The organism is Ensifer sp. SSB1 (assembly GCF_016652895.1).
Classification (GTDB): domain Bacteria; phylum Pseudomonadota; class Alphaproteobacteria; order Rhizobiales; family Rhizobiaceae; genus Ensifer.
Genome location: NZ_JAEPRP010000102.1, coordinates 1 through 25,871, shown reverse-complemented (window position 1 = coordinate 25,871; position 25,871 = coordinate 1). Strand labels below are relative to the sequence as shown.

At 62.7% G+C, this 25,871-nt stretch carries 20 protein-coding genes; 5 read left to right on the top strand and 15 right to left on the bottom strand.

All coding sequences use genetic code 11. From position 1 onward, the window contains the following. Nucleotides 1–132: 132 nt before the first annotated feature. Complete coding sequence (locus tag I8N66_RS23120) at nt 133–1,299, top strand: hypothetical protein (RefSeq protein ID WP_291158323.1); 1,167 nt, start codon at nt 133–135, stop codon at nt 1,297–1,299. 99 nt (nt 1,300–1,398) lie between these two features. On the opposite strand, the gene I8N66_RS23115 is transcribed toward I8N66_RS23120, so the two are convergent. Beyond that, entirely contained in the window at nt 1,399–2,235 is an 837-nt protein-coding gene (locus tag I8N66_RS23115; protein ID WP_291158320.1) for an RNA methyltransferase, read from the bottom strand. A 4-nt stretch (nt 2,236–2,239) separates the two neighbouring features. Next, entirely contained in the window at nt 2,240–2,623 is a 384-nt protein-coding gene (locus I8N66_RS23110; protein WP_223725500.1) for a hypothetical protein, read from the bottom strand. 29 nt (nt 2,624–2,652) lie between these two features. On the opposite strand from I8N66_RS23110, the gene I8N66_RS23105 reads away from it, so the two are divergent. Next, on the top strand, nt 2,653–3,681 hold the full coding sequence (locus tag I8N66_RS23105; protein WP_113538661.1) for an RluA family pseudouridine synthase: 1,029 nt from the start codon (nt 2,653–2,655) through the stop codon (nt 3,679–3,681). A 213-nt stretch (nt 3,682–3,894) separates the two neighbouring features. Continuing rightward, nucleotides 3,895–4,800 (top strand): RNA polymerase sigma factor RpoH, encoded by a 906-nt coding sequence (gene rpoH, locus I8N66_RS23095; RefSeq protein ID WP_113538660.1) that lies wholly within the window; start codon nt 3,895–3,897, stop codon nt 4,798–4,800. Nucleotides 4,801–4,906: 106 nt separating this feature from the next. Here the strand turns inward: rpoH and I8N66_RS23090 are convergent, their stop codons facing one another. Both I8N66_RS23090 and I8N66_RS23085 read right to left on the bottom strand, forming a co-directional pair. After that, a complete protein-coding gene (locus I8N66_RS23090) occupies nt 4,907–7,216 on the bottom strand; it encodes a hypothetical protein (RefSeq protein WP_291158313.1) in 2,310 nt (769 codons plus the stop codon). Nucleotides 7,217–7,279: 63 nt separating this feature from the next. Next, the gene (locus I8N66_RS23085; RefSeq protein WP_113538658.1) at nt 7,280–8,578 is read right to left on the bottom strand and encodes an adenylosuccinate synthase; all 1,299 of its coding nucleotides are present in this window, start codon (nt 8,576–8,578) and stop codon (nt 7,280–7,282) included. Between the two features lie 206 nt (nt 8,579–8,784). On the opposite strand from I8N66_RS23085, the gene I8N66_RS23080 reads away from it, so the two are divergent. Together I8N66_RS23080 and I8N66_RS23075 are read left to right on the top strand one after the other, a co-directional pair. Next, nucleotides 8,785–9,666 carry a DMT family transporter gene (locus tag I8N66_RS23080; RefSeq protein ID WP_113538657.1) on the top strand — a complete coding sequence of 294 codons (882 nt, stop codon included), beginning with the start codon at nt 8,785–8,787 and terminating at the stop codon, nt 9,664–9,666. Between the two features lie 126 nt (nt 9,667–9,792). After that, nucleotides 9,793–11,607, top strand: a complete 1,815-nt coding sequence (locus I8N66_RS23075) for a methyl-accepting chemotaxis protein (RefSeq protein WP_291158306.1) — start codon at nt 9,793–9,795, stop codon at nt 11,605–11,607. A gap of 58 nt (nt 11,608–11,665) precedes the next feature. Here the strand turns inward: I8N66_RS23075 and I8N66_RS23070 are convergent, their stop codons facing one another. The 11 genes from I8N66_RS23070 to tolB form a co-directional block, all read right to left on the bottom strand. Beyond that, entirely contained in the window at nt 11,666–12,172 is a 507-nt protein-coding gene (locus tag I8N66_RS23070; protein WP_291158303.1) for a GNAT family N-acetyltransferase, read from the bottom strand. Between the two features lie 118 nt (nt 12,173–12,290). After that, entirely contained in the window at nt 12,291–13,886 is a 1,596-nt protein-coding gene (gene serA / locus I8N66_RS23065; RefSeq protein WP_113538654.1) for a phosphoglycerate dehydrogenase, read from the bottom strand. A 133-nt stretch (nt 13,887–14,019) separates the two neighbouring features. After that, nucleotides 14,020–15,198: a phosphoserine transaminase gene (locus I8N66_RS23060; RefSeq protein ID WP_291158300.1), complete on the bottom strand. Its 1,179-nt coding sequence runs from the start codon at nt 15,196–15,198 to the stop codon at nt 14,020–14,022. 255 nt (nt 15,199–15,453) lie between these two features. Next, entirely contained in the window at nt 15,454–16,287 is an 834-nt protein-coding gene (locus I8N66_RS23055) for an outer membrane protein (protein ID WP_291158297.1), read from the bottom strand. Between the two features lie 189 nt (nt 16,288–16,476). Beyond that, entirely contained in the window at nt 16,477–17,298 is an 822-nt protein-coding gene (locus I8N66_RS23050) for an outer membrane protein (RefSeq protein ID WP_291158293.1), read from the bottom strand. 367 nt (nt 17,299–17,665) lie between these two features. After that, nucleotides 17,666–19,018 carry a phosphoglucosamine mutase gene (glmM, locus tag I8N66_RS23045; protein WP_291158290.1) on the bottom strand — a complete coding sequence of 451 codons (1,353 nt, stop codon included), beginning with the start codon at nt 19,016–19,018 and terminating at the stop codon, nt 17,666–17,668. 315 nt (nt 19,019–19,333) lie between these two features. Further along, on the bottom strand, nt 19,334–21,280 hold the full coding sequence (gene ftsH / locus I8N66_RS23040) for an ATP-dependent zinc metalloprotease FtsH (protein ID WP_291158287.1): 1,947 nt from the start codon (nt 21,278–21,280) through the stop codon (nt 19,334–19,336). Between the two features lie 100 nt (nt 21,281–21,380). Then, on the bottom strand, nt 21,381–22,640 hold the full coding sequence (gene tilS, locus I8N66_RS23035) for a tRNA lysidine(34) synthetase TilS (RefSeq protein ID WP_291158325.1): 1,260 nt from the start codon (nt 22,638–22,640) through the stop codon (nt 21,381–21,383). A gap of 70 nt (nt 22,641–22,710) precedes the next feature. Next, nucleotides 22,711–23,751: a tol-pal system protein YbgF gene (gene ybgF / locus I8N66_RS23030; RefSeq protein WP_113538648.1), complete on the bottom strand. Its 1,041-nt coding sequence runs from the start codon at nt 23,749–23,751 to the stop codon at nt 22,711–22,713. A 239-nt stretch (nt 23,752–23,990) separates the two neighbouring features. Further along, nucleotides 23,991–24,524 carry a peptidoglycan-associated lipoprotein Pal gene (gene pal / locus I8N66_RS23025; RefSeq protein ID WP_113538647.1) on the bottom strand — a complete coding sequence of 178 codons (534 nt, stop codon included), beginning with the start codon at nt 24,522–24,524 and terminating at the stop codon, nt 23,991–23,993. 182 nt (nt 24,525–24,706) lie between these two features. Beyond that, nucleotides 24,707–25,871, bottom strand: a 1,165-nt coding sequence (gene tolB / locus I8N66_RS23020; RefSeq protein ID WP_291158283.1) for a Tol-Pal system beta propeller repeat protein TolB, incomplete at its 5' end; no start/stop codon positions are given.

Below are 25,871 nucleotides of genomic sequence, written 5' to 3'. Positions count from 1 at the left end.
AATCCCGCGCCAGACACTTGCAGCGCACGAAACGTCATGTTTAGTGCAAGGAAGCGGAAATGCGCAGCGCCTGCCGGACCGCGACGTCCGGCAGGCGCTGCGGTTCCGACACAGTTTTGAAACGGCCAGCTCGTGATCCAATTCGCGCTTCTCTTTGCCCTGGGCTTTCTGACGGCGATCATCATCGGTCTGCTGGTCGCCCCGGCGATCCACCGCCGTATCGTGCGGTTCGCCGAGGACCGCTTGAAGGCGACCATGCCGCTTAGCCCGCAGGAGGTCCGTGCGCAAAAGGACGCTGCCCGCGCGGCCTACGCCGCCGAAAATGCGCGCACGCAACAGGCCCTCAAACGTGAGCGCGACAAGGGCGTGGCGCTCATGTTGACCAACGAGAAGTGCTTGCAGGAGGCGCGGCGCCTGACCGGGGAGAACTCCGACCTGAATGCCCAGCTTGCCGATATGAACGTCGAAGCTGCAGACATGCGCTCCGCCATTCGGCAATTCGAACAGCGCTTGGAACGGATGAAGACAACACTCGACGGCGTCGAGCGCGACAATGCCGCTAAAGCCGACGAGATACAGAAGCTCGGCGTGCACCTTGCCCATCATGGCGCCGAAATCGACAATCTCAAGATCACCCTGGCGGCACGCGAGACCGAGGTCGAGCATCTGAAGAGCCGGATCGCCACCTTGCGCGACGAGCGAGAAGCCCTGCGTGGCGATCTCAAGGCTGAGACGACCCATTCCAAGGAAATGGAGCTTCGTCTTTCACATGACGAAACGCGGCTGCACCGATTGGAAGACAAGCTCGCGCGCGAGATGGCCACGAGCGCCGACCGCGAGAGTGCGCTGGAGCGACGCGCCGGCGAAATCGAACGACTGAAAACCAAAGTGAAGGATACCAACCAGGAAATGCGCGACGCAGCCAAGGCCCTGCGCGCCGCCGGCATCGCCTTCCCGCTGAGGAAGGAACGCCGTCCGGCCACCGAGCAATCGGGCAACCGATCCGCGGCCGCCGTTGCGCCGGCAACCGACATTCCAGGTTCTGCCACCGCCGACGATCTGCGCAACCGCGCTACCGCTCTTTCGGAGCGCTTGACCAATTCGAAATCCGCCGCGCACGACGACGCCCTGCGCGACGAGGTCGCGTCAATCGCCGCCGGCATGGTTGCGCTGACGGCCACGAACGAAGGCCCCTCCTCCCCCATTCTCAACCTGCTGGCCGGGGACGGGAATGAGGAAGCCACGACCAAGCGCGAGAGTTTGGCGAAGCGGGCAAAGGACATCCTGCCGCGCGAATAGGCTCCTAGACGGCCTGACGGAGAGCGCTCTTGACGAGCCTGCCACCACTGGCGGGCAGGCGAGCCTCTTCCTATCAATCGCAAGCTTGAGAACGCGACGTCAGATCCGGCCGTTGATCAGCGCCACCTGGTGCAGGGCGATACCGGCTGCTGTCGAGACATTGAGACTGTCGAGGCCGGGGCGCTGGCGGATGCGCGCCGTACGGATCGAGGTCAGCACCGATTGCGGCAGCCCCTCGCCTTCGGTTCCCATCAGAAGCGCAGTGCGCGCCGCCGGCGGGATCGCGCCAAGATCGGTCTCGCCGGCGGGCGAGAGCCCCCAGATCGCAAAGCCCGCCCCCTGCAGCCGTTCCAACATGGCAGCCACGGAGCCTTCGCGCACAAAGGGAACGGTCAGCACCGAGCCGACGGAGACCCGGATCGCCTTGCGGTACATCGGATCGCAACTCGTCTCATCCATCAGCACGGCATCGACCCCAAAGGCCGCGGCGTTGCGGAAGAGCGCGCCCATGTTGTCGTGGTTGGAAATGCCGCAAGCCGCCAAAACGAGGCTCGACGCCGGCAAGGACGCGATCAATGCATCAAGGCCTTGCTCACCTTCGCGGCGGCCGAGCGCCAGCACGCCTCGGTGCATGTTGAACCCGGCGATCGCATCGAACACCCCCGCCTCCGCCACATAGAGGGGCACCGTCGGCGGGAAGCGCTCAAGAATATCCTGAACGCCGGCCAGACGATTTTCGAGCAGCAGGATCGCCTCGGCGGCAAAACCGCGCCCGGCTTCGTGCGCCGCTGCCAGCATGCGCAACACCACCGTGCCTTCGGCGATGAAGCGGCCATGCCGCCCGGTCAGATCGCGCTCCTTGATCGAGACGAAGCCAGCAATCCGGGGATCGGCGGGGTCATCGATGCGCTGAACGGGCGGGAGGGCGCTCGACATACGGTCAGTTGGTCCTGACGGTAATGTCGGCGACGATGCGACCGGTGCCGATATCGAACACGATGGCACGCGGCTCCGATCCCGGAAGGTTGCCGTAGAACAGCACCTGGGAGCCGGAGAGCGCCACGTTCGTCACCGTGAAGCCGGCGGGAAGTGCCGCGACCGCATTGACCGGTGCTTCGCTCGGAACGACGGCAGCGGCAGCCTGGACGGGTGCCTTGGCGTCCGTGCGCGTCAGCTTGTAGACAATCGTCCCAAGGACGGCCATAAGCATGACCAACATGACGCCGGCCGAGACGAGCTGAAGCTTCACCATCTTGCGGCGGACATTTTCCATGGCCGGATCTAGCGGCTTGTCTTCCTGGTCATCGGGCTCGATTGCGGTCATGGTTGGCCTTTTTTCGGATTTGGAACGGAATGAACGACCCCTTTAAACAAGCGACGGCCAATAGGAAAGTCCTGACGGCGGGCGAGGATGCCGCAGGACGCCTCGATTCGTTCCTGACCGACGCACTTTCGGGTGAATTCTCCCGCAACCGGATCAAGAGCCTGATCGAACAGGGCGCGGTGTCGATCAACGGCAAGCCGGTAACCGAACCGAAAAAGAAGGTGCATCCCGGCGACGTCTTCGAGATCGACCTGCCCGAGCCGGAAGATCCGGAACCGAAGGGCGAAGACATCCCGCTCGACGTGCTCTACGAGGACGACCACCTGATCGTGCTTTGCAAGCCCGCCGGCCTCGTCGTACATCCCGGCGCCGGCAACTGGACCGGCACACTGGTCAACGCACTCATCCATCACTGCGGCAGCAGCCTGTCGGGCATCGGCGGCGTCAAGCGCCCAGGCATTGTCCATCGCCTCGACAAGGAGACGAGCGGCGTCATGGTGGTCGCCAAGAATGATGCCGCCCATCGCCATCTCTCCGAACAGTTTGCAGACCACGGTCGCACCGGCCCGCTCGAACGCGCCTACCGGGCCGTCGTCTGGGGACGACCGCGGCAGCTGAAGGGAACGATCGACGCGCCGCTCGGGCGAGCCGGCGACCGAACGAAACGCGCGGTCAAGCGCGAGGACAGCGACGACGCCCGCGAAGCCATTACCCACTATGAGGTCGTCGAGCGTTATCTCGAAAAGCCCGACGGCACCTGCCTGGCGTCAACGGTGGAATGCCACCTGGAAACGGGGCGCACGCACCAGATCCGCGTCCACATGGCGCATATCGGCCATCCGCTGATCGGCGATCCGGAATATGGCGCCGCCTTCCGCACCAAGGCGAATTTGTTGCCGGATGCAGCCAAGGCCGTCGTCAATCAATTCCACCGCCAGGCCCTGCACGCCTTCATGCTGCAGTTCGAGCATCCGGCGACCGGCGATACCATGCATTTCGAAGCGCCGATGCCGGTCGACATGGAGCAACTGATCGAGGCCCTGCGCACCGAGGCGTGAGCCGGGCCCTTGAATTCCGGCAGTGGGATTCCAATCTAAGGTTCAGTCTCTGTTCGTGACATTCCCGTCGCCCGGTCTCACACATTGGTGAAACCGGACTCCTTGAATCATGCTTTCGCCGTACTTATTTTCTAGGCTCGTGGGGTCTTGACGAAGACCCACATGCCCGGCTTGCCGACCGGAGGCCGGAGACTATTAAGGGGGGTGCTTCATATGGCCCGAAACAATTTGCCGACCATTGCCGCTGGAGAAGGCGGCCTCAATCGTTATCTCGACGAAATCCGCAAGTTCCCGATGCTGGAGCCGCAGGAAGAGTACATGCTCGCCAAGCGGTACCAGGAACATGACGACCGCAAGGCGGCGCACAAGCTGGTGACCAGCCACCTTCGCCTCGTCGCCAAGATCGCGATGGGTTATCGCGGCTACGGCCTGCCGATCGGCGAAGTCGTATCCGAAGGCAATGTCGGTTTGATGCAAGCCGTCAAGAAATTCGAACCCGATCGCGGTTTCCGCCTCGCCACCTACGCCATGTGGTGGATCAAGGCGGCGATCCAGGAATATATCCTGCGTTCGTGGTCGCTGGTGAAAATGGGTACGACCGCCAACCAGAAGCGGCTGTTCTTTAACCTGCGGCGCCTCAAGGGCAAGATCCAGGCGCTGGATGAGGGCGACCTGAAGCCGGAACACGTCAAGGAAATCGCCACCACGCTCAAGGTGAGCGAGGATGAAGTGATCTCGATGAACCGCCGCCTCTCCGGCGACGCTTCGCTCAATGCCCCGATCAAGGCGAGCGAGGGTGACTCCGGCCAGTGGCAGGACTGGCTCGTCGACGACCACGACAACCAGGAAGAAATCCTGATCGAGCAGGACGAGCTTGAAAGCCGCAGGGCACTGCTCGCCAATGCGATGAAGGTGCTGAACGACCGTGAACGCCGCATCTTCGAGGCGCGCCGCCTGACGGAAGAGCCGCTCACGCTCGAAGATCTTTCGGCCGAATTCGATATCAGCCGCGAGCGCGTACGGCAGATCGAGGTTCGTGCTTTCGAGAAGGTCCAGGACGCAGTGCGCAAGGCCGCCCTCGAGCGCGCCAATGCATTGCGGGTCGTCGAGGGCGCATAACGCTCTTCACGCCATGCGGGCGTCAATGCGCCGTGCACAGAGCCAAACAAAAAACCCGGCGGATCGCTCCAGCCGGGTTTTTCTTTGTTCTTCGGATTTCTCCGGCTTACTGGCTGTTGGTCGCCGCGTCCGTTGCCGGTGCGGCCGCCCAGGCGCGCAGCACCTGGTTGAAGGCATCGGTTCCGCTCGGGCCCTTCTCCAGCGTCAGCAATGCGCGGCGCCCGTTCCTGTAGGTCAGCGGAATATCGATCCAGCTGCGGCTGCGCAGCAACTCCGTGTTGTTGCCCATCGCGTCCTTCGAATCGTTCAGCGCGATCATATGGAAATCGTCGGTGATCTTGGCCGGAACAGCGATCAACGCATCGCCGCGGTCCTGCTCCGTACGCTTCATCGAAACGCGCTGTACGCTGTCGATCGCGCCGCCCTCGAAATTCGGCGGCAGCGAGAAGACAAATTCGATGACATGGCTTGCCGGCAACGACTCGTCAGCATTGCGCTTGATCGTCATCAACGCAGTCAGGCCCCGGTCCGGAATGGTGATCTGCGCCTGGACGGCCGGTTCGGGCTTGGCATCGCCGCCAGGCGATTCTTCCTTTACCGACCATGCAACGGTTCCCGGAATGGCCGTCGGCGAAGACTGGCCGAGACGCTCTTCGTAGAGGAACATCTTCTCGCCGTTGGCGATCGCGATCTCCGGGGTTGTCGGCTGGCCACCGGGCTGCTGGCCCGCGGGCTGCGTGCCTGCTGCCTGCCCCGCCGTTCCACCCTGGGCAGTGGCTGCTTCCACAGGCTTGCTCGCCTCGGTCTGCTGCGCTACCGACTTGCCTTCCTGCGCGGCACCTTCGGCGCTCGCGACGGCAGGGCCATTGTCGACTTCGGATCCGTCACCCAGAAGCCGCTGCGTAAACTTCGTCGAATTGTTGTCCGGGACCGCCGTGTCGTCGTGCTGTACCGGTTGCTGCTGCGTCGTCTCGCCCTGGTTTGCTGGCGGAGGAGCGCTCTTTTCTGCCGGCGATCCTCCGATGTTTGAAACGGCCGAAGTAATCGATGCGACGATGCCCGAAAGCCAGGCGTTGCCGGCTTCCCGGTTCTTCCAATAGGCAAAACCGCCGCCGCCGAGCGCCAGCAGAACGAACGCAGCGATGGCGAGACGCTTGATGCTGAAGCGCGATGGTTTCGGCGTGGCCCGGTAAGATGCCGGTCGCGATGCCGCGGGCGCCGCTCCGTCGGCGCCACGATCCGGCTCGCGCGCAGCGGTGGATGCCGCTGCACCCGCCGTCGCCGCAGCCGCGGCGCCCTCGAAGCCGAGCAGGTCGTCGATGTGGTCCCAGGCCGTGCCGGCACGGTCTTGCTGGCTCTGGGGAGCATCCGCAGCGGCAGCCTGTCCGGTCCTTTCGACGGGCCAGGACCAATCGGCAATCTCCGGCTCAACGCTCTTTTCGGTTCGCCGTTCCTCGAACGGCGCAAACGGGTCGTTGTCGTCGAACGACCAATTGCCTGCAGAAGCGGCTTTGGGGGCCTCGACCGGCGCCTCCTGCTGCGGTTCTTCGACCGGATGCATGCCCAGAAGCTCGGGCGTACCGGCCGGCTCATGCACGTCGCGCGCAGGCTCATGCGCCGGGACAGGTGCCGCTACCGGCGTTGCCGTGTCCCATTCCGGCAGATCCCATTCGGATGCGGCCGGCTTATGTTCATCGGCTGCCGGGGCCTCGTGCCACGTCGGCACTTCGACCGGACGAGGCTCTTCGTCTACGGACGGCGGCGCGACGGTCTCTTCATATGTTTCTGCATAGATTTCGACCGGAGCGGGCTCAGAATATTCCTCAGCCTCGTAGGCTGGGGCAACGGCGTGTGCCTCTTCGACGACGGGAGCGTTCGTCTCCTCGACCGGCACCTCGGTCGTTTCGATGTATTCAGCAACCGGTTCTTCTACAGACGGCTCCGCTGGAGCTACCTCTCCGGCTTCGGCCTCGTGTTCGGCGTGCTGCGTCGGCTCCTCGTAGACCTGGGCACGGTGGTCGAGTTCCGTGCTGCCTACCGCTTCCGGTACCGCTTCCTCAGCGATTGCAACCGGCTCGCTTGCAGCAACCGGCTCGGGCTGCGCTTCGGGTTCGGGTTCGGAAACGGCTTCGTCGACTGGCGGCTCAACAGCTACGGCTTCGGACGTGTCCTCCACCGCCTCCGTTTCTTCGAGAGCCGGCAAGGCTTCGGCATATTCGCTGTCGACCTCGACGATGGCGTTTTCGAGTTTCGCCAACTGGCGATTGATCATGTCGTCCGACGGACGCGGGTTCATGTTTTCGAGTTGGCGGCGCACGGCCGCGCGCGCCTTCTCGTATACCCTGTCCCGCATTTCGGGTGTGTTTTCCGACAGGCCGTCAACGGTCCTGCGAATAACTGCAACAAAATCCGCCATTAGTACTTTCTCATACGCCCAGGTATGTCTTTGCGATCGCGACGCAATGTCATTTCGCCGACACTAGTCCTCAAAGGGGTCCGTCACAAGTATCGTGTCGTCCCGCTCCGGGCTGGTGGAAAGAAGAGCAACCGGCGCGCCGATCAGTTCTTCCACCTGGCGAACGTATTTGATCGCCTGTGCCGGAAGATCCGCCCAGCTGCGTGCGCCAACCGTCGATTCCTTCCAGCCTTCGAGTGTAACATACACTGGCTTTGCCGAAGCTTGCTGCGCCTGGCTTGCCGGCAGATGGTCGATCTGCTGTCCGTCCAGAGTATAACCGACGCAGATCTTCAGTTCGTCAAGACCGTCGAGCACATCGAGCTTGGTGAGCGCGATACCGGTGATGCCGTTGGCGGCGACCGACTGGCGCACCAGTGCGGCGTCGAACCAGCCGCAGCGGCGCTTGCGACCCGTCACGGTGCCGAACTCATGACCCTTTTCGCCGAGGAACTGGCCGATTTCATCGGTGAGCTCGGTCGGGAACGGGCCTTCGCCGACGCGCGTCGTGTAGGCCTTGGTGATGCCGAGGATGTAGCCGAGCGAGCCCGGGCCCATGCCCGAACCGGCGGCAGCCTGGCCGGCAACCGTGTTCGACGAGGTGACGAACGGATAGGTGCCGTGGTCGATGTCGAGCAGCGTGCCCTGCGCACCTTCGAACAGGATGCGCGCGCCCTTGCGGCGGGCCTTGTCGAGCAGAACCCAGATGGTGTCCATGAACGGCAACACCTTGGCGGCAACAGAGGAAAGCTCCTGCATGATCGCATCGTGGCTGATCTCGGCTTCACCGAGCCCGCGACGCAGCGCGTTGTGGTGCGTCAGCAGGCGGTCGACCTTGGCCGGCAGGGTGTCGAGATCGGCGAGGTCCATGACGCGGATGGCGCGACGGCCGACCTTGTCTTCGTAGGCCGGGCCGATGCCGCGGCGCGTGGTGCCGATCTTGGTGCCGCTGTTGGAGGCCGCATCTTCGCGGATGCCGTCGAGTTCGCGGTGCAGCGACAGGATCAGCGTGGCGTTGTCGGCGATGCGCAGGTTGTCCGGCGTGATCGCGATGCCCTGCTTGCCGAGCTTGTCGATCTCGGCGATCAGCGCATGCGGATCGATGACGACGCCGTTGCCGATGACGGCAAGCTTGCCGGGACGGACGACGCCCGAGGGCAGGAGCGACAGCTTGTAGCTGACGCCGTCGATTACCAGCGTATGGCCGGCGTTGTGACCGCCCTGAAAGCGCACGACGATATCGGCGCGCTCGGAGAGCCAATCCACAATCTTGCCTTTGCCTTCGTCACCCCATTGGGAGCCGACCACTACGACGTTCGTCATAATTCTCTTCCTGTTCAGGCGCGCAAACGAGGCTGCGCTGTTCTCAAACCCGCGCATCTATACTGTGTTGTCATCTGGAAAGCGACCCCGTTGTGTCCGGCGTTCCGCCCTTTTTGCATGACAAGGCCGGGATTTAGCGCCTATATCTTCGCCTTTCCCCGCCATCGCGGCAACAGGTCGCCCATCTCCACACAGGTCAGAGCATCGTGAATTCCAGGGCCTATTTCTATCTTTGCATCACCGCGCTCTTCTGGGGCGGCAATTCTGTCGCCGGCAAGATGGCGGTCGGACACGTGAGCCCGATGATGCTGACGACGTTGCGCTGGGTGTTCGCACTGATCGTCATCCTGGTGCTGATGACGCCGCAGATCCGCCGCGACTGGAAAAAGATCCGCCAGCATTGGCTGCAGCTGCTCGCCTATGGTGCGATCGGCTTCACCACCTTCAACGCCCTGCTCTACTCAGCACTGAAATATACGAGCGCCATCAACGCCGTCATTCTTCAGGCCGGCATCCCGATGCTGATCTTCCTGTTCAACTTCGTGCTCTTCCGCACGAGGGCGTCGATCGCCCAGGTGATCGGCTTCACCGTTACGCTGATCGGCGTGCTGGTGACCGCCGCCCATGGCGACATTTCGAGCCTGCTGACACTTGAGTTCAATTTCGGCGACGCCCTGATGATCGTCGCCTGCGTCGTCTATGCCGGCTACACGGTCGCGCTCCGCTACAAGCCGACGATGCATTGGCAGAGCTTCATTGCGGCACCGGCCTTCGGCGCGCTCCTCAGCGCCCTGCCGCTGCTCGTCTGGGAAATCGGCAGCGGCACGGCGATCGTGCCGGACACCACCGGGTGGGTCATCGTCCTCTATGCGGCGATCTTCCCCTCGCTGATGTCACAGGTGCTTTATGTCCGTGGCGTCGAGATGATCGGCGCCAACCGCGCCGGCCTGTTCATCAATGCGATCCCCGTTTTCGGAACGCTGCTTTCCGTTATGCTGATCGGCGAGACCTTCCATCTTTTCCATCTCGTCGCGCTCCTGCTTGTGCTTGGTGGTATCGCCATTGCCGAGAGGGGTCGCCCGCGCTGACGAGCTTCACGCCTGCCGCGCAAGCGTCGCGCGATGCAATCGCTAGAACTCGGGAGTTGGCTTAAGCCTTGGTTAGCAGATGAGTGTTTCTGTCCCCGCCAGGATACTTTCCTTGGGGCTAAGACAGTGAAAAATATTAGAATTTCGACACGTATCTATTTATTGACGGCGATGGCGCTGGTCTTCATGGCAGCAGCCATGGCCTACAAGACGCAGGTCGCCAACTCTGAAGTCAGCGACGAGCGCCGGCAGATGCTGCGCAACGTCACGGAGGCAGCGATCTCCACGATCGCAAGCTTCGAGGAACAGGAACGCAGCGGCGCGCTGACCCGGGAAGAAGCCCAGAGCCGCGCCATTTCGGCTGTCATGGCCATGCGCTTCGGCCAGGACGGCTATTTCTTCATAAATAGCTTCGATGGCATGATGGTCGCCCATCCCCTCGCCAAGCAGCTCGTCGGCACCGACATCCGCGGCCTGAAGGACACCAACGGCAAGGCCTTCAACGTCGAGCTCATTGCGCTCTCCCAGAACCCGGGCAGTGGCATCGTCAACTATTATTGGGACAAGCCAGGCCACGAGGAACCGGTCGAGAAATACTCCTACATCCAGGGCTTCAAGCCCTGGGGCTGGGGTGTGGGTACAGGCGTCTATGCCGATGATCTCGCCGCCAAGTACAACGCGTCGCTGCTGATGACGATCATCACCACGGCGATCGCTGCGATCGCAACGCTTGCCGCCGCCATGGCGATCGGTCGCTCGATCAGCCGGCCGATCAACCGGCTGAAGGACGTCATGCTCGAAGTGTCGAACAACGACACCCGTTCGGAAGTTCCAGACACGGACCGCCGCGACGAAATCGGCCACATGGCGGATGCGCTTGTCGTGCTGCGCGCCTCGGTGATCGAACGCAATGCGCTCGAAATTCGCCAGCGCGAGCAGCAAGTGGCACTCGACGGCGAGCGCAGCGCGAACGAGGAAATGCAGCAGGCAACCGCCCGTGTGCAGGCCCACGTCGTCAGCACCATTGGCGGCGCTCTCGAAAGGCTCGCGAGCGGTGACCTCACCACCCATGTGCCGGATCTCGGCGCCGACTACGAGAAGCTGCGCCAGGATTTCAACACCGCCGTTGCCGCTCTTCGCTCCACAGTGAGCGCGATCGCCGATTCCACCTCTGTCGTCACGGGCAATGCCAACGAGATCAGCCGGGCAGCCAATGACCTGTCGCAGCGGACCGAGCAGCAGGCGGCATCTCTCGAAGAAACGGCAGCCGCCCTCGACGAGATCACCTCCGCGGTCCAGAACTCCACGAACCGCGCCGAGGAAGCAACCCGCATGGTCGCCGAAGCCCGCCAGGGTGCGGCCACCTCGAGCGAGGTCGTGCGTGACGCCATCCATGCGATGGGTCGCATCGAACATTCGTCCTCGAAGATCGGCGAGATCATCGGCGTGATCGACGACATCGCCTTCCAGACGAACCTGCTTGCACTGAATGAAGGCGTCGAGGCAGCGCGCGCGGGTGACGCCGGTAAGGGCTTTGCCGTCGTCGCGCAGGAAGTGCGTGAACTGGCACAGCGTTCGGCAACGGCTGCCAAGGAGATCAAGGGGCTCATCACCGCTTCCGGCGTCGAAGTCTCGGCCGGCGTGCGTCTCGTCGAGGCGACGGGTTCGGCGCTCGGCGACATCGAGCGCCGGGTCAACGAGATCAACGAGCGCATCGTCGCCATTGCGACGGCGGCGCGCGAACAGTCTGTCGGGCTGCGGGAGATCAACACCGCCGTCAACCAGATGGACCAGATGACGCAGCAGAACGCCGCCATGGTCGAGCAGACCTCGGCAGCAAGCCAGGCGCTCGCCGGCGAAAGCAACGTGCTTTCCGGTCGGCTTGCCCAGTTCACCGTCGAGGAGAGAGAGTGGCGCCCGGCGACACGGCGGGCCGCCTGATCTCCCGTCGATCGAGACAAAGAGAAATGGCGCCGGTTTCCGGCGCCATTTTCATTTCTCAGGCAAGCGGCCGCTCCATATAAAGCGCTTCCTCGCCGTAGCTCGAGAGCTTCAGCGCCAGCCGCTCGTCCATGCGCACTTCAAACCCTTGCCTCTCCCAGAAGCCGCGGGATCCGTTGACCGAGACGAGTGACATCAATCGCAACCCTTCCGTTCTGGCGGCATCCTCCAGAAGGGGAAGAATTCCGCCGCCCGCGCCGGAGCCACGCATCTCCGGCAAGAGCGCGAGATCATGGATGTACCAGGTATCGGCGGCATCAGGAATTTCGCCAAGCATGGTGTTCAGCGAGGGCGGTGCGCCGCGGAGCCAAGGATGACTCAGCACGTAGCCGCGGGACTGCCCCTCTGCGTCGAGCATGAAGCAACCGGCAGGGCTGAGCGCGATGCGGTCAGCGAGCACGGCGTCGTCCTCGGGAAAGGCCTGGTGCACCACGAGCTGGATCTCCGATACTGAGGTAAGGTCAGGCAGACTTGCTTCGCGCCAGCGGAATGTCGTTGCGGTCATTTCTCGTCACATGCGTTCAAACAGGAAAACGCACCGGCGGTCAGCCGGTGCGTCCTCGCTATGTCCCGTGATTGGGTCGGCAAAGCGGCAGCCCGTGCTGCCGCTTGCTGGGCTGGCGTCAATCGATGTTGAAGACCAGCGGCTTTGCCTGGCGAATTGCCTGATTGGCGCGCAGCTTGTCAAGCACGGCCTCCGAAACCGCACCGTCGACATAGAGCAGCGCGATCGCGTCGCCGGCTTCCTTCTCGCGGCCGAGCTGGAAGTTCGCGATGTTGACGCCGGCATCGCCGAGCGTCGTGCCGATGAAGCCGATCATGCCGGGGACGTCGGTGTTGGTGATGTAGACCATGTGGCTGCCGACATCCGCATCGAGGTTGATGCCCTTGATCTGGATGAAGCGCGGCTTGCCGTCCGAGAACACCGTACCGGCGACCGAACGCGTCTGGTTCGCCGTCTTCACCGTCAGCTTGATGTAGCCGTCGAAGACGCCGGTCTTGTCGCGCTTCACTTCGGACAGGATGATGCCCTTTTCCTTGATCATGACCGGCGCCGAAACCATGTTGACGTCGGCAACCTGCGGCCGGATGAGACCGGCAAGCACGGCGCTCGTCAGCGCCTTGGTGTTCATGCCGGCGGTCGAGCCGTCATAGAGGATCTCGATTTCCTTGATCGCGCTTTCGGTGACCTGGCCGACGAAGGCGCCGAGGACGTCGGCAAGCCGGATGAACGGCTTCAGGATCGGCGCTTCCTCAGCGGTGATCGAGGGCATGTTGATGGCGTTGGAAACCGCACCCTTGACCAGGTAATCCGACATCTGTTCGGCGACCTGCAGCGCGACGTTCTCCTGGGCTTCCGTGGTCGACGCGCCGAGATGCGGCGTGCAGACGACGTTCGGCAGGCCGAAGAGCGGGCTTTCGGTTGCGGGCTCGACCTCGAAGACGTCGAAGCCGGCGCCGGCGACGTGGCCGGACTTGATCGCTTCGGCAAGCGCCTTTTCATCGACGAGACCGCCGCGAGCGCAGTTGACGATGCGCACACCCGGCTTGGTCTTGGCGAGTGCCTCGGCGCTGAGGATGTTGCGGGTCTTGTCGGTCAGCGGCACGTGCAGGGTGATGAAATCAGCCTGGGCGAGCAGCTCGTCGAGCTCGACCTTGGTAACACCCATTTCCTCGGCGCGCTCTTTGGAGAGGAACGGGTCATAGGCGAGAACGTGCATCTTCAGGCCGATGGCGCGCGAGCAGACGATCGAGCCGATGTTACCGGCGCCGATCACGCCGAGCGTCTTGCCGGTGATTTCGACACCCATGAAGCGGGACTTTTCCCACTTGCCGGCCTGCGTCGAGGTGTCGGCAGCCGGAAGCTGGCGGGCAACGGCAAAGAGCAGCGCGATAGCGTGTTCGGCGGTTGTGATCGAGTTGCCGAAGGGCGTGTTCATCACGATGATACCGCGACGCGACGCGGCCGGGATATCGACATTGTCGACGCCGATGCCGGCGCGGCCGATGACCTTGAGGTTGGTCGCAGCCGCGATCAGCTTTTCGGTCGCCTTGGTGGCCGAGCGAATGGCGAGACCGTCGTAGTTGCCGATGATTTCGGCGAGCTTGTCCTTGTCCTTGCCGAGCTTCGGCTGGAAATCGACTTCGACGCCGCGATCGCGGAAGATCTGGACGGCGGTTTCCGACAGTTCGTCGGATACGAGAACGCGAGGTGCCATGGGAGGCCTCCTTAAAGATCAGGTCTGAATGGGAATGCGGTTAGCCAGGCCTCGCCCCCCATCGGGAGCGAAGCGGATCACTCAAATCAGTGTGAGATGCGGGCGAAGTTCATTGTCCTCACCCCTTGTCTGATCAGGCCGCAGCCTGCGCCAGCGTTGCCTTCTGGGTCTCGAAGGCCCAGGTCAGCCAGGGCATCAGCGCCTTCATGTCGGCAGTCTCGATGGTGGCGCCGGCCCAGATGCGAAGGCCGGACGGTGCATCGCGGTAGTGGCCGATGTCGAAGGCAACGCCTTCCTTTTCGAGAAGCGCAACCACGCCCTTGGCGAAGGCCGCCTGTCCGTCGGCGTCGAGGGCAGACACGTCCTTGTCGACGATCTTCAGGCAGACCGAGGTGTTGGAGCGGGTCTCGTCCTTGACCGCCAGGTTGGCGATCCAGTCATTGGCGGCGACAAAGTCGAAGATCGCCTGCGCATTGGCATCAGCCCGAGCCATCAGGCCCTTGAGCCCACCGACCTGCTGCGCCCAAAGCAGCGCGTCGATATAGTCCTCGACGCAGAGCATCGACGGCGTGTTGATGGTTTCGCCGGTGAAGATGCCTTCGATCAGCTTGCCGCCCGAGGTCATACGGAAGATCTTCGGCAGCGGCCAGGCCGGCACGTAGGTCAGCAGGCGTTCGACGGCGCGCGGCGACAGGATAATGACGCCATGTGCGCCCTCGCCGCCAAGAACCTTCTGCCAGGAGAAGGTGACGACATCGAGCTTGGCGAAATCGAGGTTCTGCGCGAAGGCGGCCGAAGTCGCGTCGCAGATCGTCAGGCCCTTGCGGTCTGCCGGGATGAAGTCGCCGTTCGGCACACGCACGCCCGAGGTCGTGCCGTTCCAGGTGAAGACCACGTCGCGGTCGAAATCGACCTTGGATAGATCGGGAAGTTCGCCGTAGCCGGCTTCGAACTTGCGAACGTCGGCGAGCTTCAGCTGCTTGACCACGTCGGTCACCCAGCCGGCGCCAAAGCTTTCCCAAGCGACCATGTCGACGCCACGCGGACCGAGCAGCGACCAGAGCGCCATTTCGACGGCGCCGGTATCGGAAGCGGGCACGATACCGATGCGGTAATCAGCCGGCACTTCAAGAATGTCACGGGTAAGATCGATGGCCTGCTTCAGCTTCGTCTTGCCGATCTTGGCGCGGTGCGAACGACCGAGCGGAGCATCGGAGAGAGCGGCGAGCGTCCAACCGGGGCGCTTCGAGCAAGGGCCAGAAGAGAAATGGGTATTGTTCGGACGGAGGTCCGGCTGTGCAGGCTTTGCCATGTGCTATCCTTCCAGATAGATAGCCCTTCGTTGGGGAAGGGTGTCCCGCCGTCGTCGATATTGTGGGCGGGACCGGAAGTCAAGCGCTTTGTCGCAATCGAGAAAATTTATGGCGTGACGGGCAACATCTGCAAAAGCGGAGCAATGCCCACCGACCGATTGTTGCCGACCGTCACTTCCTTCCGAGCAAGAGGCTGGGACATAAGGCGGATCAGCATGACCCGACTTCCGCCGAAACCGTGGTGCCTCAAGGCTTTAGAAGGTGAAGCGCAGGCCCGCCCGAATCTCGTGACGGGAAAGCCCGTCGTCGAAGCCCTTGTCGCCGGTCGCGCCCGCCAGAGCCTCGGCCCCGAAGCCAAACATCTCGCCATCGGCGATATGGGAGTAGCGATAGCCGACATCGAGCTTCAACTGGTCGCTGAGATCATAGGAGACGCCCGCCATCAGCGCATAGGTGAAACGCCAGCTGTCGCGTCCCTCGTAGGAGGCCGAGGTGGGGGAACCGGCGCAGGCGCCGACGCCGGCGACGCAAGTGGCGCTTTCGACTGCCGTGTCCCAGTTGAGACGCGTCGCGCCGATACCCCCGCCGACATAAGGCGTGAAGCCGGCGAGCGTGCCGAAATCCATATAGGCGTTCGCCATCAAACCGAGGGCGGAGTAATCGGCTGCGGTTGAGAAGGCGCAGGATGTCCCTGCCCCCTGCCCGGCGCAGGGACCGGCGGACGAGGACGAACCATTGAATCGGCCCTCGAAATAGTCGGCCGTCAGATCGGCGCGGAACATATCGGTGAACTGATAACCAACGCCGAGCGAGCCGGAGAACGGCTTGTCAAAACGCGCATTGTCGAAGGGAACGCTGCCGTAGCTCAGCGTGCCCGCATCGAAGGTCCGGTAGTAGGGATCGCCTTCGCCGCGCCAGGGCGCATAGCCGATATCGCCGCGCAGGTAGATGCCGCCTGAACTGGCCGTTTCTTTTTCGATGGTGATCTCCGGAGCATTCAGCAGATCCTCGTCGGCCGCCAGCGCGGCACCCGAAAGAAGCAGGCCGGCACCAAAAGCGGCTCCGCAGAACCCGTTTCGCCAATCCATGCCCATGCCCTTTCACCGCTGCTATTCGTGCGGGATGGAGCCATGCCGTCACCGCTTCGTTCAGCGTTAACTATTGGCAGCGACTGGTTAACCCCCGGTTAACCATGCTTGTTAGGGAACAGGCAAATGTTGGCGGCAACGAAAAAGGCCACCCGAAGGTGGCCTTGGTATTTCCCCGAAACGATCCGATTATTTGTAGACCACCGGCGGCGGCTCGTAAGGCACTTCGCAGGTATTGCCGAAGGAGTAGCGCAGACCGGCGCGTGCTTCGTGGATGTAGAAGCCCTCGTCGGAGCCCGGACCGCCACCGTTGGCGAAGCCGAACATGTCGCCGTCATCGACCTGGCGGAAGCGGTATCCGACGTCTGCCTTGAGATTGCAGGTAAGGTCGATCGCCGTACCGGCCATCAGCGCGTAGGTGAAGCGCCACTTGCTCTCGCCACTGTGATCCGTCGTCGGGTCGCAGGCTGCCGGATTGCTGACGCTGCAGCTGGTGTTGCGCAGTCCATCCCACTTGACGTGCGTGGCACCGATACCGGCACCGACGTAAGGGGTGAAGGCACCGTAAGTACCGATATCGACATAGGCGTTGGCCATCAGGCTCCAGGCGGAAACCGAGCTTTTATCGCTCGAAACGCAGGGGCCCGGAACACTGCCGCAGAACCCCAGGGTCGAGCCGGCAAAGTCGGCGTTGCCCCAGTAGTCGGCCGTGACGTCGGCACGCAGGTAGTTGTTGAACTGATAACCGACACCGCCGCCGATAACCCAGGAGTCATCGATATCCGCAGATTCGAAATCGGTGACGGAGCCGCCGGGGCCGCCCTGGTAATAGTTTGCGCCGCGCAGATGGTTCCACGCATAGCCGACGTCGCCGCGCAGGTACCAACCGCTGGTCTGAATGACCTCTACGGGCTGCTCCGGCACCGGTTCCATAGGTTGGTAGACATCCGCAGCAAATGCTGCCGTGCCGCTGAGCAAGATAGCCACAACGCCACTCAAAATTCTCTTCATGGCCCACTCCAATACATTCAGTTGCTTGGTTCACCATGAAACCGGTGCCCAAATCCCGATGTTGGTTATGGATAATGAGGAGGAAAGGTTAAGTTCCGATTAACTACAAACGTTTACCGAGATTGTTAAGATACCAGCTTATTCTTGTGGTTGCTGTGCCGCGTTACTGTCTGCCCTGTAGTTCCCTTAAGGTGAAGCTAAATAAAGCGGCAAGACAATGCGCTGGGTCGTCTTTCAGAGCCAACAATGCTGCCGATCGGAATTCCAGTCATGGGACGGCTCGCCCCGTGCCCCCGTTCGAGATGCAGGCAAAAAAAGAGGCCGATGCATCGCACCGGCCCTGGAGGGAAATCAATCGCTGAATGTGTCAGGCGGCGTTGCGCACGCTGCCGATGACGTTGACCAGCTCGTCGACGATGCGCTCGACCTGGCCACGATCGTCACCTTCCGCCATCACGCGGATGAGCGGCTCCGTACCGGACGGGCGGATCAAGAGGCGGCCGGACTTGGCAAGCTCCGCTTCCGCGTCGGCGATCGCCTGACGCACCGTCGCGTCCTCAAGCGGCTTTCCGGCGGATACCCGAACATTCTTCAGGACCTGCGGCACCGGTTCGAAGCGGTGGCACACTTCGCTCACCGGCTTGCCCTGGCGCTTGATCACCGCGAGGATCTGCAGAGCGGCGACAAGGCCATCGCCCGTCGTGCCGAAATCCGAAAGCACGATATGGCCGGACTGTTCACCACCGACATTGAGGCCGTCCTGACGCATCTGTTCGACGACATAGCGGTCGCCGACCTTCGTGCGCCGCAGATCGATGCCGCGCCCCTTAAGGTAGCGCTCGAGACCGAGATTGGACATGACGGTCGCCGCAACCGCACCGCCGCGCAGCATGCCGTCTTCGGCCCAGCTGTCGGCGATCACCGCCATCAGCTGGTCGCCGTCAATCACCGTGCCGTTCTCGTCGACGATCAGCACACGATCGGCATCGCCGTCGAGCGCGATGCCGATGTCGGCGCGCACTTCATGGACCTTCTTCGACAGCGTGGCCGGATGGGTGGAGCCACAGTCAAGATTGATGTTGAGACCGTTCGGTTCCGTTCCGATGGTCACGACTTCCGCGCCCAGCTCCCAAAGGGCCGTCGGCGCCACCTTGTAGGCCGCGCCATTGGCGCAATCGACGGCGATCCGGAGCCCCTGCAGCGTGACGTCACGCGGCAGCGTGCGCTTGGCGTGTTCCAGATAACGATAGATGTCGCCATCGACGCGCTTCGCCCGGCCGATGTCTTCCGACTTCGCCAGTTGCCCGGAAAGATCCTGGTCGAGCAGGGCTTCGATCTTCTGTTCAATGTCGTCGGAAAGCTTGTAGCCGTCGGGACCGAAAAGCTTGATGCCGTTATCCTGGTAGGGATTATGCGAGGCGGAAATCATCACGCCGATATCGGCGCGCAGCGAGCGGGTGAGCATCGCGACGCCCGGCGTCGGGATCGGCCCGAGCAGGAAGACGTCGAGACCGGCTGCCGTAAAGCCCGCCACCATCGCGTTCTCGAGCATGTAGCCCGAAAGGCGCGTATCCGTGCCGATCACCACGCGGTGGCGGTGAGCACCATTGCGAAAAATCGTACCGACCGCGATGCCGACCCGCATCGCCAGATCCGGTGTCATCGGAAACATGTTGGACTGGCCGCGGATGCCGTCGGTGCCGAAATACTTTCGCTTCATAAGAACTCCATCGTTCTGCCGGGTCAGTGCTGGTTTGGCCAGCTCCGCCTGTCTGCGTTTTGCGCGACTGGGTTTCATTGACCGGACCTCATTTCATGCTCTTGGATGCCGTCTGTCTGGCGACCGGCGTTCCGTTCAAGGGCAGCCGCCGCAAACACGTCCTGTCTTCTTTGACACAAAAGCATCGGAAACGGCAGCGAGCGTAACATCAGAAATCATTACATCCCGTTACCAAATGCCAGACGCCAAGTCGGCAACCAAAAGCCGCCGCTCCACTTAAGGAACGGCGGCTCGGATGCATCTCTAATCGTCGCGCTATTGGGGCTGCGGCTCGAATCCGCCTTCGGATTCTTCGCCCTTGTTGCCCGCCGCCGGGCCTTCCTTCTTGGAGCCAGCCGAGGGAACGGCCGAGCCGCGATGCGGCGGCGTATCGTCGCCAAGGTCGCGTGCCGGCTTCTCGCCGCGGATCAGCGCCTTGATTTCTTCGCCGGTCAGCGTTTCGTATTCGAGCAGCCCTTCGGCAAGTGCCACGAACTCGTGGTTCTTCTCCGTCAGGATTTTGCGCGCGGTCTCGTAGGCCTCATCGATCAGACGACGGATTTCGTTGTCGATCTTCTGGGCGGTCGCTTCCGACACGTTCTTCTGCTGGGCAACGGAATGGCCGAGGAAGACTTCCTGCTGATTTTCACCGTAGGAGACCTGGCCGAGCTGGTCGGAGAAGCCCCACTGGGTCACCATCGCGCGAGCAAGCTTCGTCGCCTGTTCGATGTCCGACGATGCGCCCGAGGTGATGTTCTCCTTGCCGAAGGTCAGTTCTTCGGCAACGCGTCCGCCCATCATGATGGCGAGGCGCGAGACCATCCACTTGTAGCTCATCGAGTAGCGGTCGCCTTCCGGCAACTGCATGACCATGCCAAGCGCCCGGCCACGCGGGATGATCGTTGCCTTGTGCAGCGGATCGGCCGAGGGAACGTTGAGCGCCAGGATCGCGTGACCGGCTTCGTGATAGGCGGTCAGCTTCTTTTCGGCTTCGGTCATGGCAGAGGAGCGACGCTCCGCGCCCATCATGATCTTGTCCTTGGCATCCTCGAACTCGAGCATGGTGACAAGACGCTTGTTGCGGCGAGCCGCCATCAGTGCCGCCTCGTTGACGAGGTTCATGAGGTCGGCACCGGAGAAGCCGGGCGTACCGCGGGCCAGCACCTTGAGGTCAACGTTCGGTGCCAGCGGCACGTTGCGCACATGCACCTTGAGGATGCGTTCGCGACCGTTGATATCCGGGTTCGGAACGACGACCTGCCGGTCGAAGCGGCCCGGACGCAGAAGCGCCGGATCGAGAACGTCGGGACGGTTGGTCGCGGCGATCAGGATGATGCCTTCGTTGGCTTCGAAGCCGTCCATCTCGACCAGCAACTGGTTGAGCGTCTGTTCGCGTTCGTCGTTACCGCCGCCGAGACCGGCGCCACGATGGCGACCGACGGCGTCGATTTCGTCAATGAAGATGATGCAGGGCGCATTCTTCTTGGCCTGCTCGAACATGTCGCGCACACGGCTGGCGCCAACGCCGACGAACATTTCGACGAAGTCGGAACCGGAGATGGTGAAGAACGGCACGTTGGCTTCGCCTGCAACCGAGCGTGCAAGCAGCGTCTTACCGGTACCCGGAGGGCCGACGAGCAGCACGCCGCGCGGAATGCGGCCGCCAAGACGCTGGAACTTCTGCGGGTCACGCAGGAATTCGACGATTTCCTCAAGGTCCTGCTTGGCTTCATCGACGCCGGCGACATCGTCAAAAGTGACGCGGCCATGCGCTTCCGTCAGGAGTTTGGCCTTGGACTTGCCGAAGCCCATGGCGCCGCGCGAACCGCCCTGCATCTGCCGCATGAAGAACAGCCAGACGCCGAGGATCAGAAGCATCGGAAGCAACGTGCCGATATAGCTCAGGAAGCCGGACGAGCCGTCGGTTTCCGGGCGAACCGTGACCGTCACGTCCTTGGCTTCGAGGCGCTCGGTCAGCGCCGTATCGACTGAAGGCGCGTAGGTTTGGAAGGTAGCGCCGCTTTCGGAATAGCTGCCGATCACTTTCGAGCCGGTGATCACGACTTCCTTGACGCGGCTCGCATCCACGTCCTTAAGGAACTGCGAGAACGGAATCTCGCGCGAGCCGGTGCGCTCCGTCGGCTGCTGGAACATGCTGAACAACGCGATCAGCAGAAGCGCTATGATTGCCCAAAGGGCAAGATTACGAAAATTAGGGTTCATCGAACTCCCCGGAACCTGTCACGACCCGCGCATTTCGCGAGCCGCTGTCTTGCTCCCTAACATAGGGTTCTGGTGACGTATTGCCAAGGCAAACCGCCGGCTACCGTTCCATTTCTGTCAATAGATCGTGAACCGGCGGCGGAGGATAAGGCTCTCGCCCGAACAATACGGCGATCCGATCGGCCATGATCCGGTCGAAACCCGGCAAAAAGGTGTCGTAGAGCCCGATCCTCGGCTCGATTGTGATGGATGCGACACTTTCGCCCTGCTCAGACAAGACCTTCGGCGCCGTCAGCGACGCGCGGCCGGCAACGCCCGGTGGCAGACCTGCGGCAATAAGTCTCTGCTGTTGTGGTCCGCGGCCGCCTTCCACCGTCACCGTGAGGGGGACCCCACCCCCATTGCGGACCAGAAAGCGACCGTCCCAGATACCGGCTTGTCCCGTTTGCAATGTCAAATCTTCGACATCGCGCGCCTCGCGATAGAGATATAGACCGGTCGAGCGCCGGTCGAAAACGACGCGCCCGGCGGTTAGCCGGCCCGCTGCCTCCTTCTCCAGGAACGCCGTCAGCCGCTCCGCCGTCTCGGCGGCAGGCAGATGCGCGCGGCCGCCGATCACGGTCGTCAGCGCGAGCAACGCCCTCTGCCAATCGATGTTCCGGGACGGGCCGGCCATCTGAGGCGCGATCTCGGCGACCAACCCCGCATGCACCCGCACATGCCGGTCGAGCAGAGTGGCGGCGGCCGCCGACGATTGCGCCCGGGACTGGGCGTCCCAAATGCCGGCAGCGATCTCGGCCGATGACGCCAGCGAGGCCCGCGCGCGGACCCGCTCGAAGCGTGGGTTCACATTGCTCGGATCATCGAACCAGCCGACCTTCCGATCGGTGAGAAAGGCGCGGATGGCCGTACGGTCGACCGCAAGGAAGGGACGCTGCACCCAGATGCGTCGGTCATAGAGCGTGGCCCCGGCCATGCCCGCGGCGCCGGGTCCCTCCCCGCGCTGGGCTCGCATCAGGATCGTCTCACGCTGATCGTCCAGCGTATGACCGGTGACGACTGTGGATGCTTCTAAACGCTGCGCGGCGTCGGCCAGCAAGGCATAGCGCGCCTCGCGCGCCGCTGCCTGAATGCCGGTACTGGGCTTCGCGCCGTCCCATCGGGCAGTGATATGCGGTACGCCCAGGCTCTCGCAAAACGCTGCGACACCGCGCGCCTCTTCGGCCGATTCCGGCCTCAGCGCATGATCGACCGTGCAGGCGGCCAGGGAAAATTCTGTGGGCTTGGTTGCCTCGATCGCCTCGTTGAGAGCGAGAAGCAGTCCTTTCGAGTCGCTCCCGCCGGAGACGGCCACGAGGATGCGTGCGGGTCTATCGAAGGAGGCAAGAAATCGTTTTGCCGTCTCGACAACGGCGATTGGCGGGTGGGCCTCAGCAGCCAAAGCGGCTCTGCTCGCTCGTCACCTTTGCCTTTACCGCCGGCGAAGCCTTCGGGTAACGCTTGTTGACCTCGCGCAGCGTCGCGCAAGCTGTTTCCTTGTTGTCGAGTGCGCCAAGCGACATGCCGAGCTTCAGCAGCATCTCCGGCGCCTTCGGCGACTTGCCGTGGGCCTGGTGTGCGTTCAGGAAGGTCTTGGCCGCATCACTATATTTGCCCTGCGAATACTGCGCCTCGCCCAACCAGAAGCTGGCGTCGGCCGCCTTGTCACCCTGCGGGAACGCTGCCAGATAATCGCCGAACTCCTGTTCCGCCGTGCCGTAGTCGCCCGAGAGGACATGGCCGTAGGCCGACTGGTAGAGATCACCAGGATTGTCGAGTGACGCCGTCTGCTGGTTGCCCGGATTGCCGTTCAGGCCGCCATCGTTGGCGGGCAGACCAGCACCGGCATCGACGCCGGGCGGTGTCGCATTTGCGCCGGGTCGCGCATCGGTCGTGGTCGAGACCGGATTGCCGCTCTGGTCGAAGACGATCTGGCCGAGCGTGGTCGGCGGAGCGGCACCATTGGCGCCCTGGTCACCACCGGACGGAAGGCCGGAGGAAGCCATGTCGTTGCCGCCACCTGCCGGCGGCACGGCCTGGCTATCCGTCACCCCGGGGGTGACGGACGCCTGATCGCTGGTCTTCGGCGTCTGCAAAGCGCCGCTCTTCTTCGGGGAGGCCTTGCCACTTTCCAGATCCTGGAAGCGGAATTCGTTGTCCTCCTGGAACTTCCGGATCTGCTCCTGCATCTGCAGGAGCTGGAAGCTCATTTCTTCGATACGCCCGTTGAGCGAGCGGATCTGTTCCTCAAGCTGGCCAATCCGTGCGGTCTCGGCCGACTGTACCTTCACCACGGGCAGCTTCTGCTGCGCGCCGGCTTGAGCTTCAGTCGTTCGGGCCAGCAGCCCTGAAAGCGGCATGGCGTTCGCCGTCTGGCCCAGGCCCACAAGGGCCGTCAGTCCGATCAGTCCCGCCACGACAAATCTCTTCATTTCATTTGTCCTGTTCGAATACCGGTTGTCCCACCCTTGAGCCGGGGCCCGCAATACATCTCGCCGAGTCAATTGGGTGATTGCCGCACAGTTTTCCAATTACCCTGAAAAAGCAACGGAGTTCGGCCAAAGTGTGGTAAAAAAGCAAAGGGCGGCTGAGAGCCGCCCTTTTAATTTAGCAGTCTGTGATCTTGCGATCACACGTGCAATCGGAGCCGTGCCGAAGCGCGGCCGCGAGATTACATGCCGGCGCCACCGAGAACCGTAACTGCGCGACGGTTCTGCGACCAGCACGAGATGTCGTCGCAGACGGCGACCGGCTTTTCCTTGCCGTAGGAGATCGTCTTCATGCGGTTGGACGGAACGCCCTGGCTGATGAGGTAATCGCGGGTGGAGGCTGCACGGCGGGCGCCGAGTGCAAGGTTGTATTCGCGCGTGCCGCGTTCGTCGGCATGGCCTTCGATGGTGATCGCGTAGTTCGGGTACTTGGCGAGCCACTGAGCCTGACGGGCGAGCGTCTGCTGCGCGTCGGCACGGATCGAGGTGGAGTCGGTGTCGAAGAAGATGCGGTCGCCGACATTGACGGTGAAGTCCTGCTGCGAACCCGGCGTTGCGGCGCCCGCGCCGCCGAGGCCGAGCTCGTTGGCGTTGTTCGGCATGTTCTTCTTCGATGCACAGCCAGCGATGGCAAGCGTCATGACCAAAGCGATCATGACGGGGTTGCGAGCGATGGTCTGCATGCGGCCTACGGCCGGGGTGTCAATTCGGCTCATGCGCCGGTCTCCTTGGAAGTGTCTGAATTCACGGTTGCCAGACTGTAACCGGAAGCGGTTAATCGCTTTTCAACAGTTATGGTTAACAAATCGATAATTTCGGCTCGGCGCCTGCTAGACCAGCACTTTGCGGCGAGAAAGCGGCATCGTTGCCACATTTTCCCGCCGCAAATTGGATCAGCCTATTCGAGCAGCGGCGACCAGGCGGGGTCGGAGGCGAAGCCCTGGGTCGGGATCTGCTGCTCGTTGTAACCGCTCAGATCGATCGAATAGAGCTGCGGACCGCCGGCGCCCGAGTTCTGGCGGAAGAACATCAAGACGCGGCCGTTTGGTGCCCAGGTGGGGCCTTCGTTGTGGAAGCCGGTCGTCAGGATGCGCTCGCCTGAACCGTCGGTCTTCATCACGCCGATCGAGAATTTGCCGCCCGACTGCTTGGTGAAGGCGATGAGGTCGCCGCGCGGAGACCAGACCGGCGGCGAATAGGAGCCGTCGCCGAAGGAGATGCGGCGCTGGCCGGAGCCGTCGGCGCCCATCACGTAGATCTGCTGTCGACCGCCGCGGTCGCTTTCAAAGGCGATCTGGCTGCCATCGGGCGAATAGGACGGTGCGGTGTCGATCGCGGCAGTGTTGGTGAGGCGAGTCGTCGTGCGCGAGCGCAGGTCCATCGTATAGATGTTGGCATTGCCGTCCTGCTGCAGGCTCATGATGACCCGCTGGCCATCGGGCGAGAAGCGCGGCGAGAAGGTCATGCCGGGGAAGTTGCCGACGACCTCACGCTGTCCGGTTTCCAGCTGCAGCAGGTAGACGCGCGGCTGCTGGTTTTCGAACGACATGTAGGTGACTTCCTGGCGGTTCGGCGAGAAGCGCGGCGTCAGAACGATGTCGTTGGAATTGGTGAGCGCACGCGCGTTGAAGCCGTCCTGGTCCATGATCGCGAGCTGACGCTTGCGTGCCGTCTTCGGGCCGCTTTCGGCGACATAGACGATACGCGTATCGAAATAGCCCTTTTCACCGGTGACGCTCTCATAGATGGCGTCGGCGATGATGTGGGCGACGCGGCGCCAGTTTTCCGGCTGGGTAAAGAACTGCTGGCCGGTCATCTGCTTGTTGCCGAACGTATCCCACAGGCGGAACTCGGCTTTCAGCCTGCCGTCGCCTTCCTGCGTCACGCGGCCGGTGACGAGCGCCTGCGCATTGATGACCTTCCAGTCCTCGAAGCGCGGCGTGGCGTCAGGATTGCTGATCTTCTCGATGAAGGCGCCCTTGTTGATCGGCGCGAACAGGCCCGAGCGCTTCAGGTCGGCAGCGACCACATCAGAGATCTTCTGACCGAGTTCGCCCTGAAGG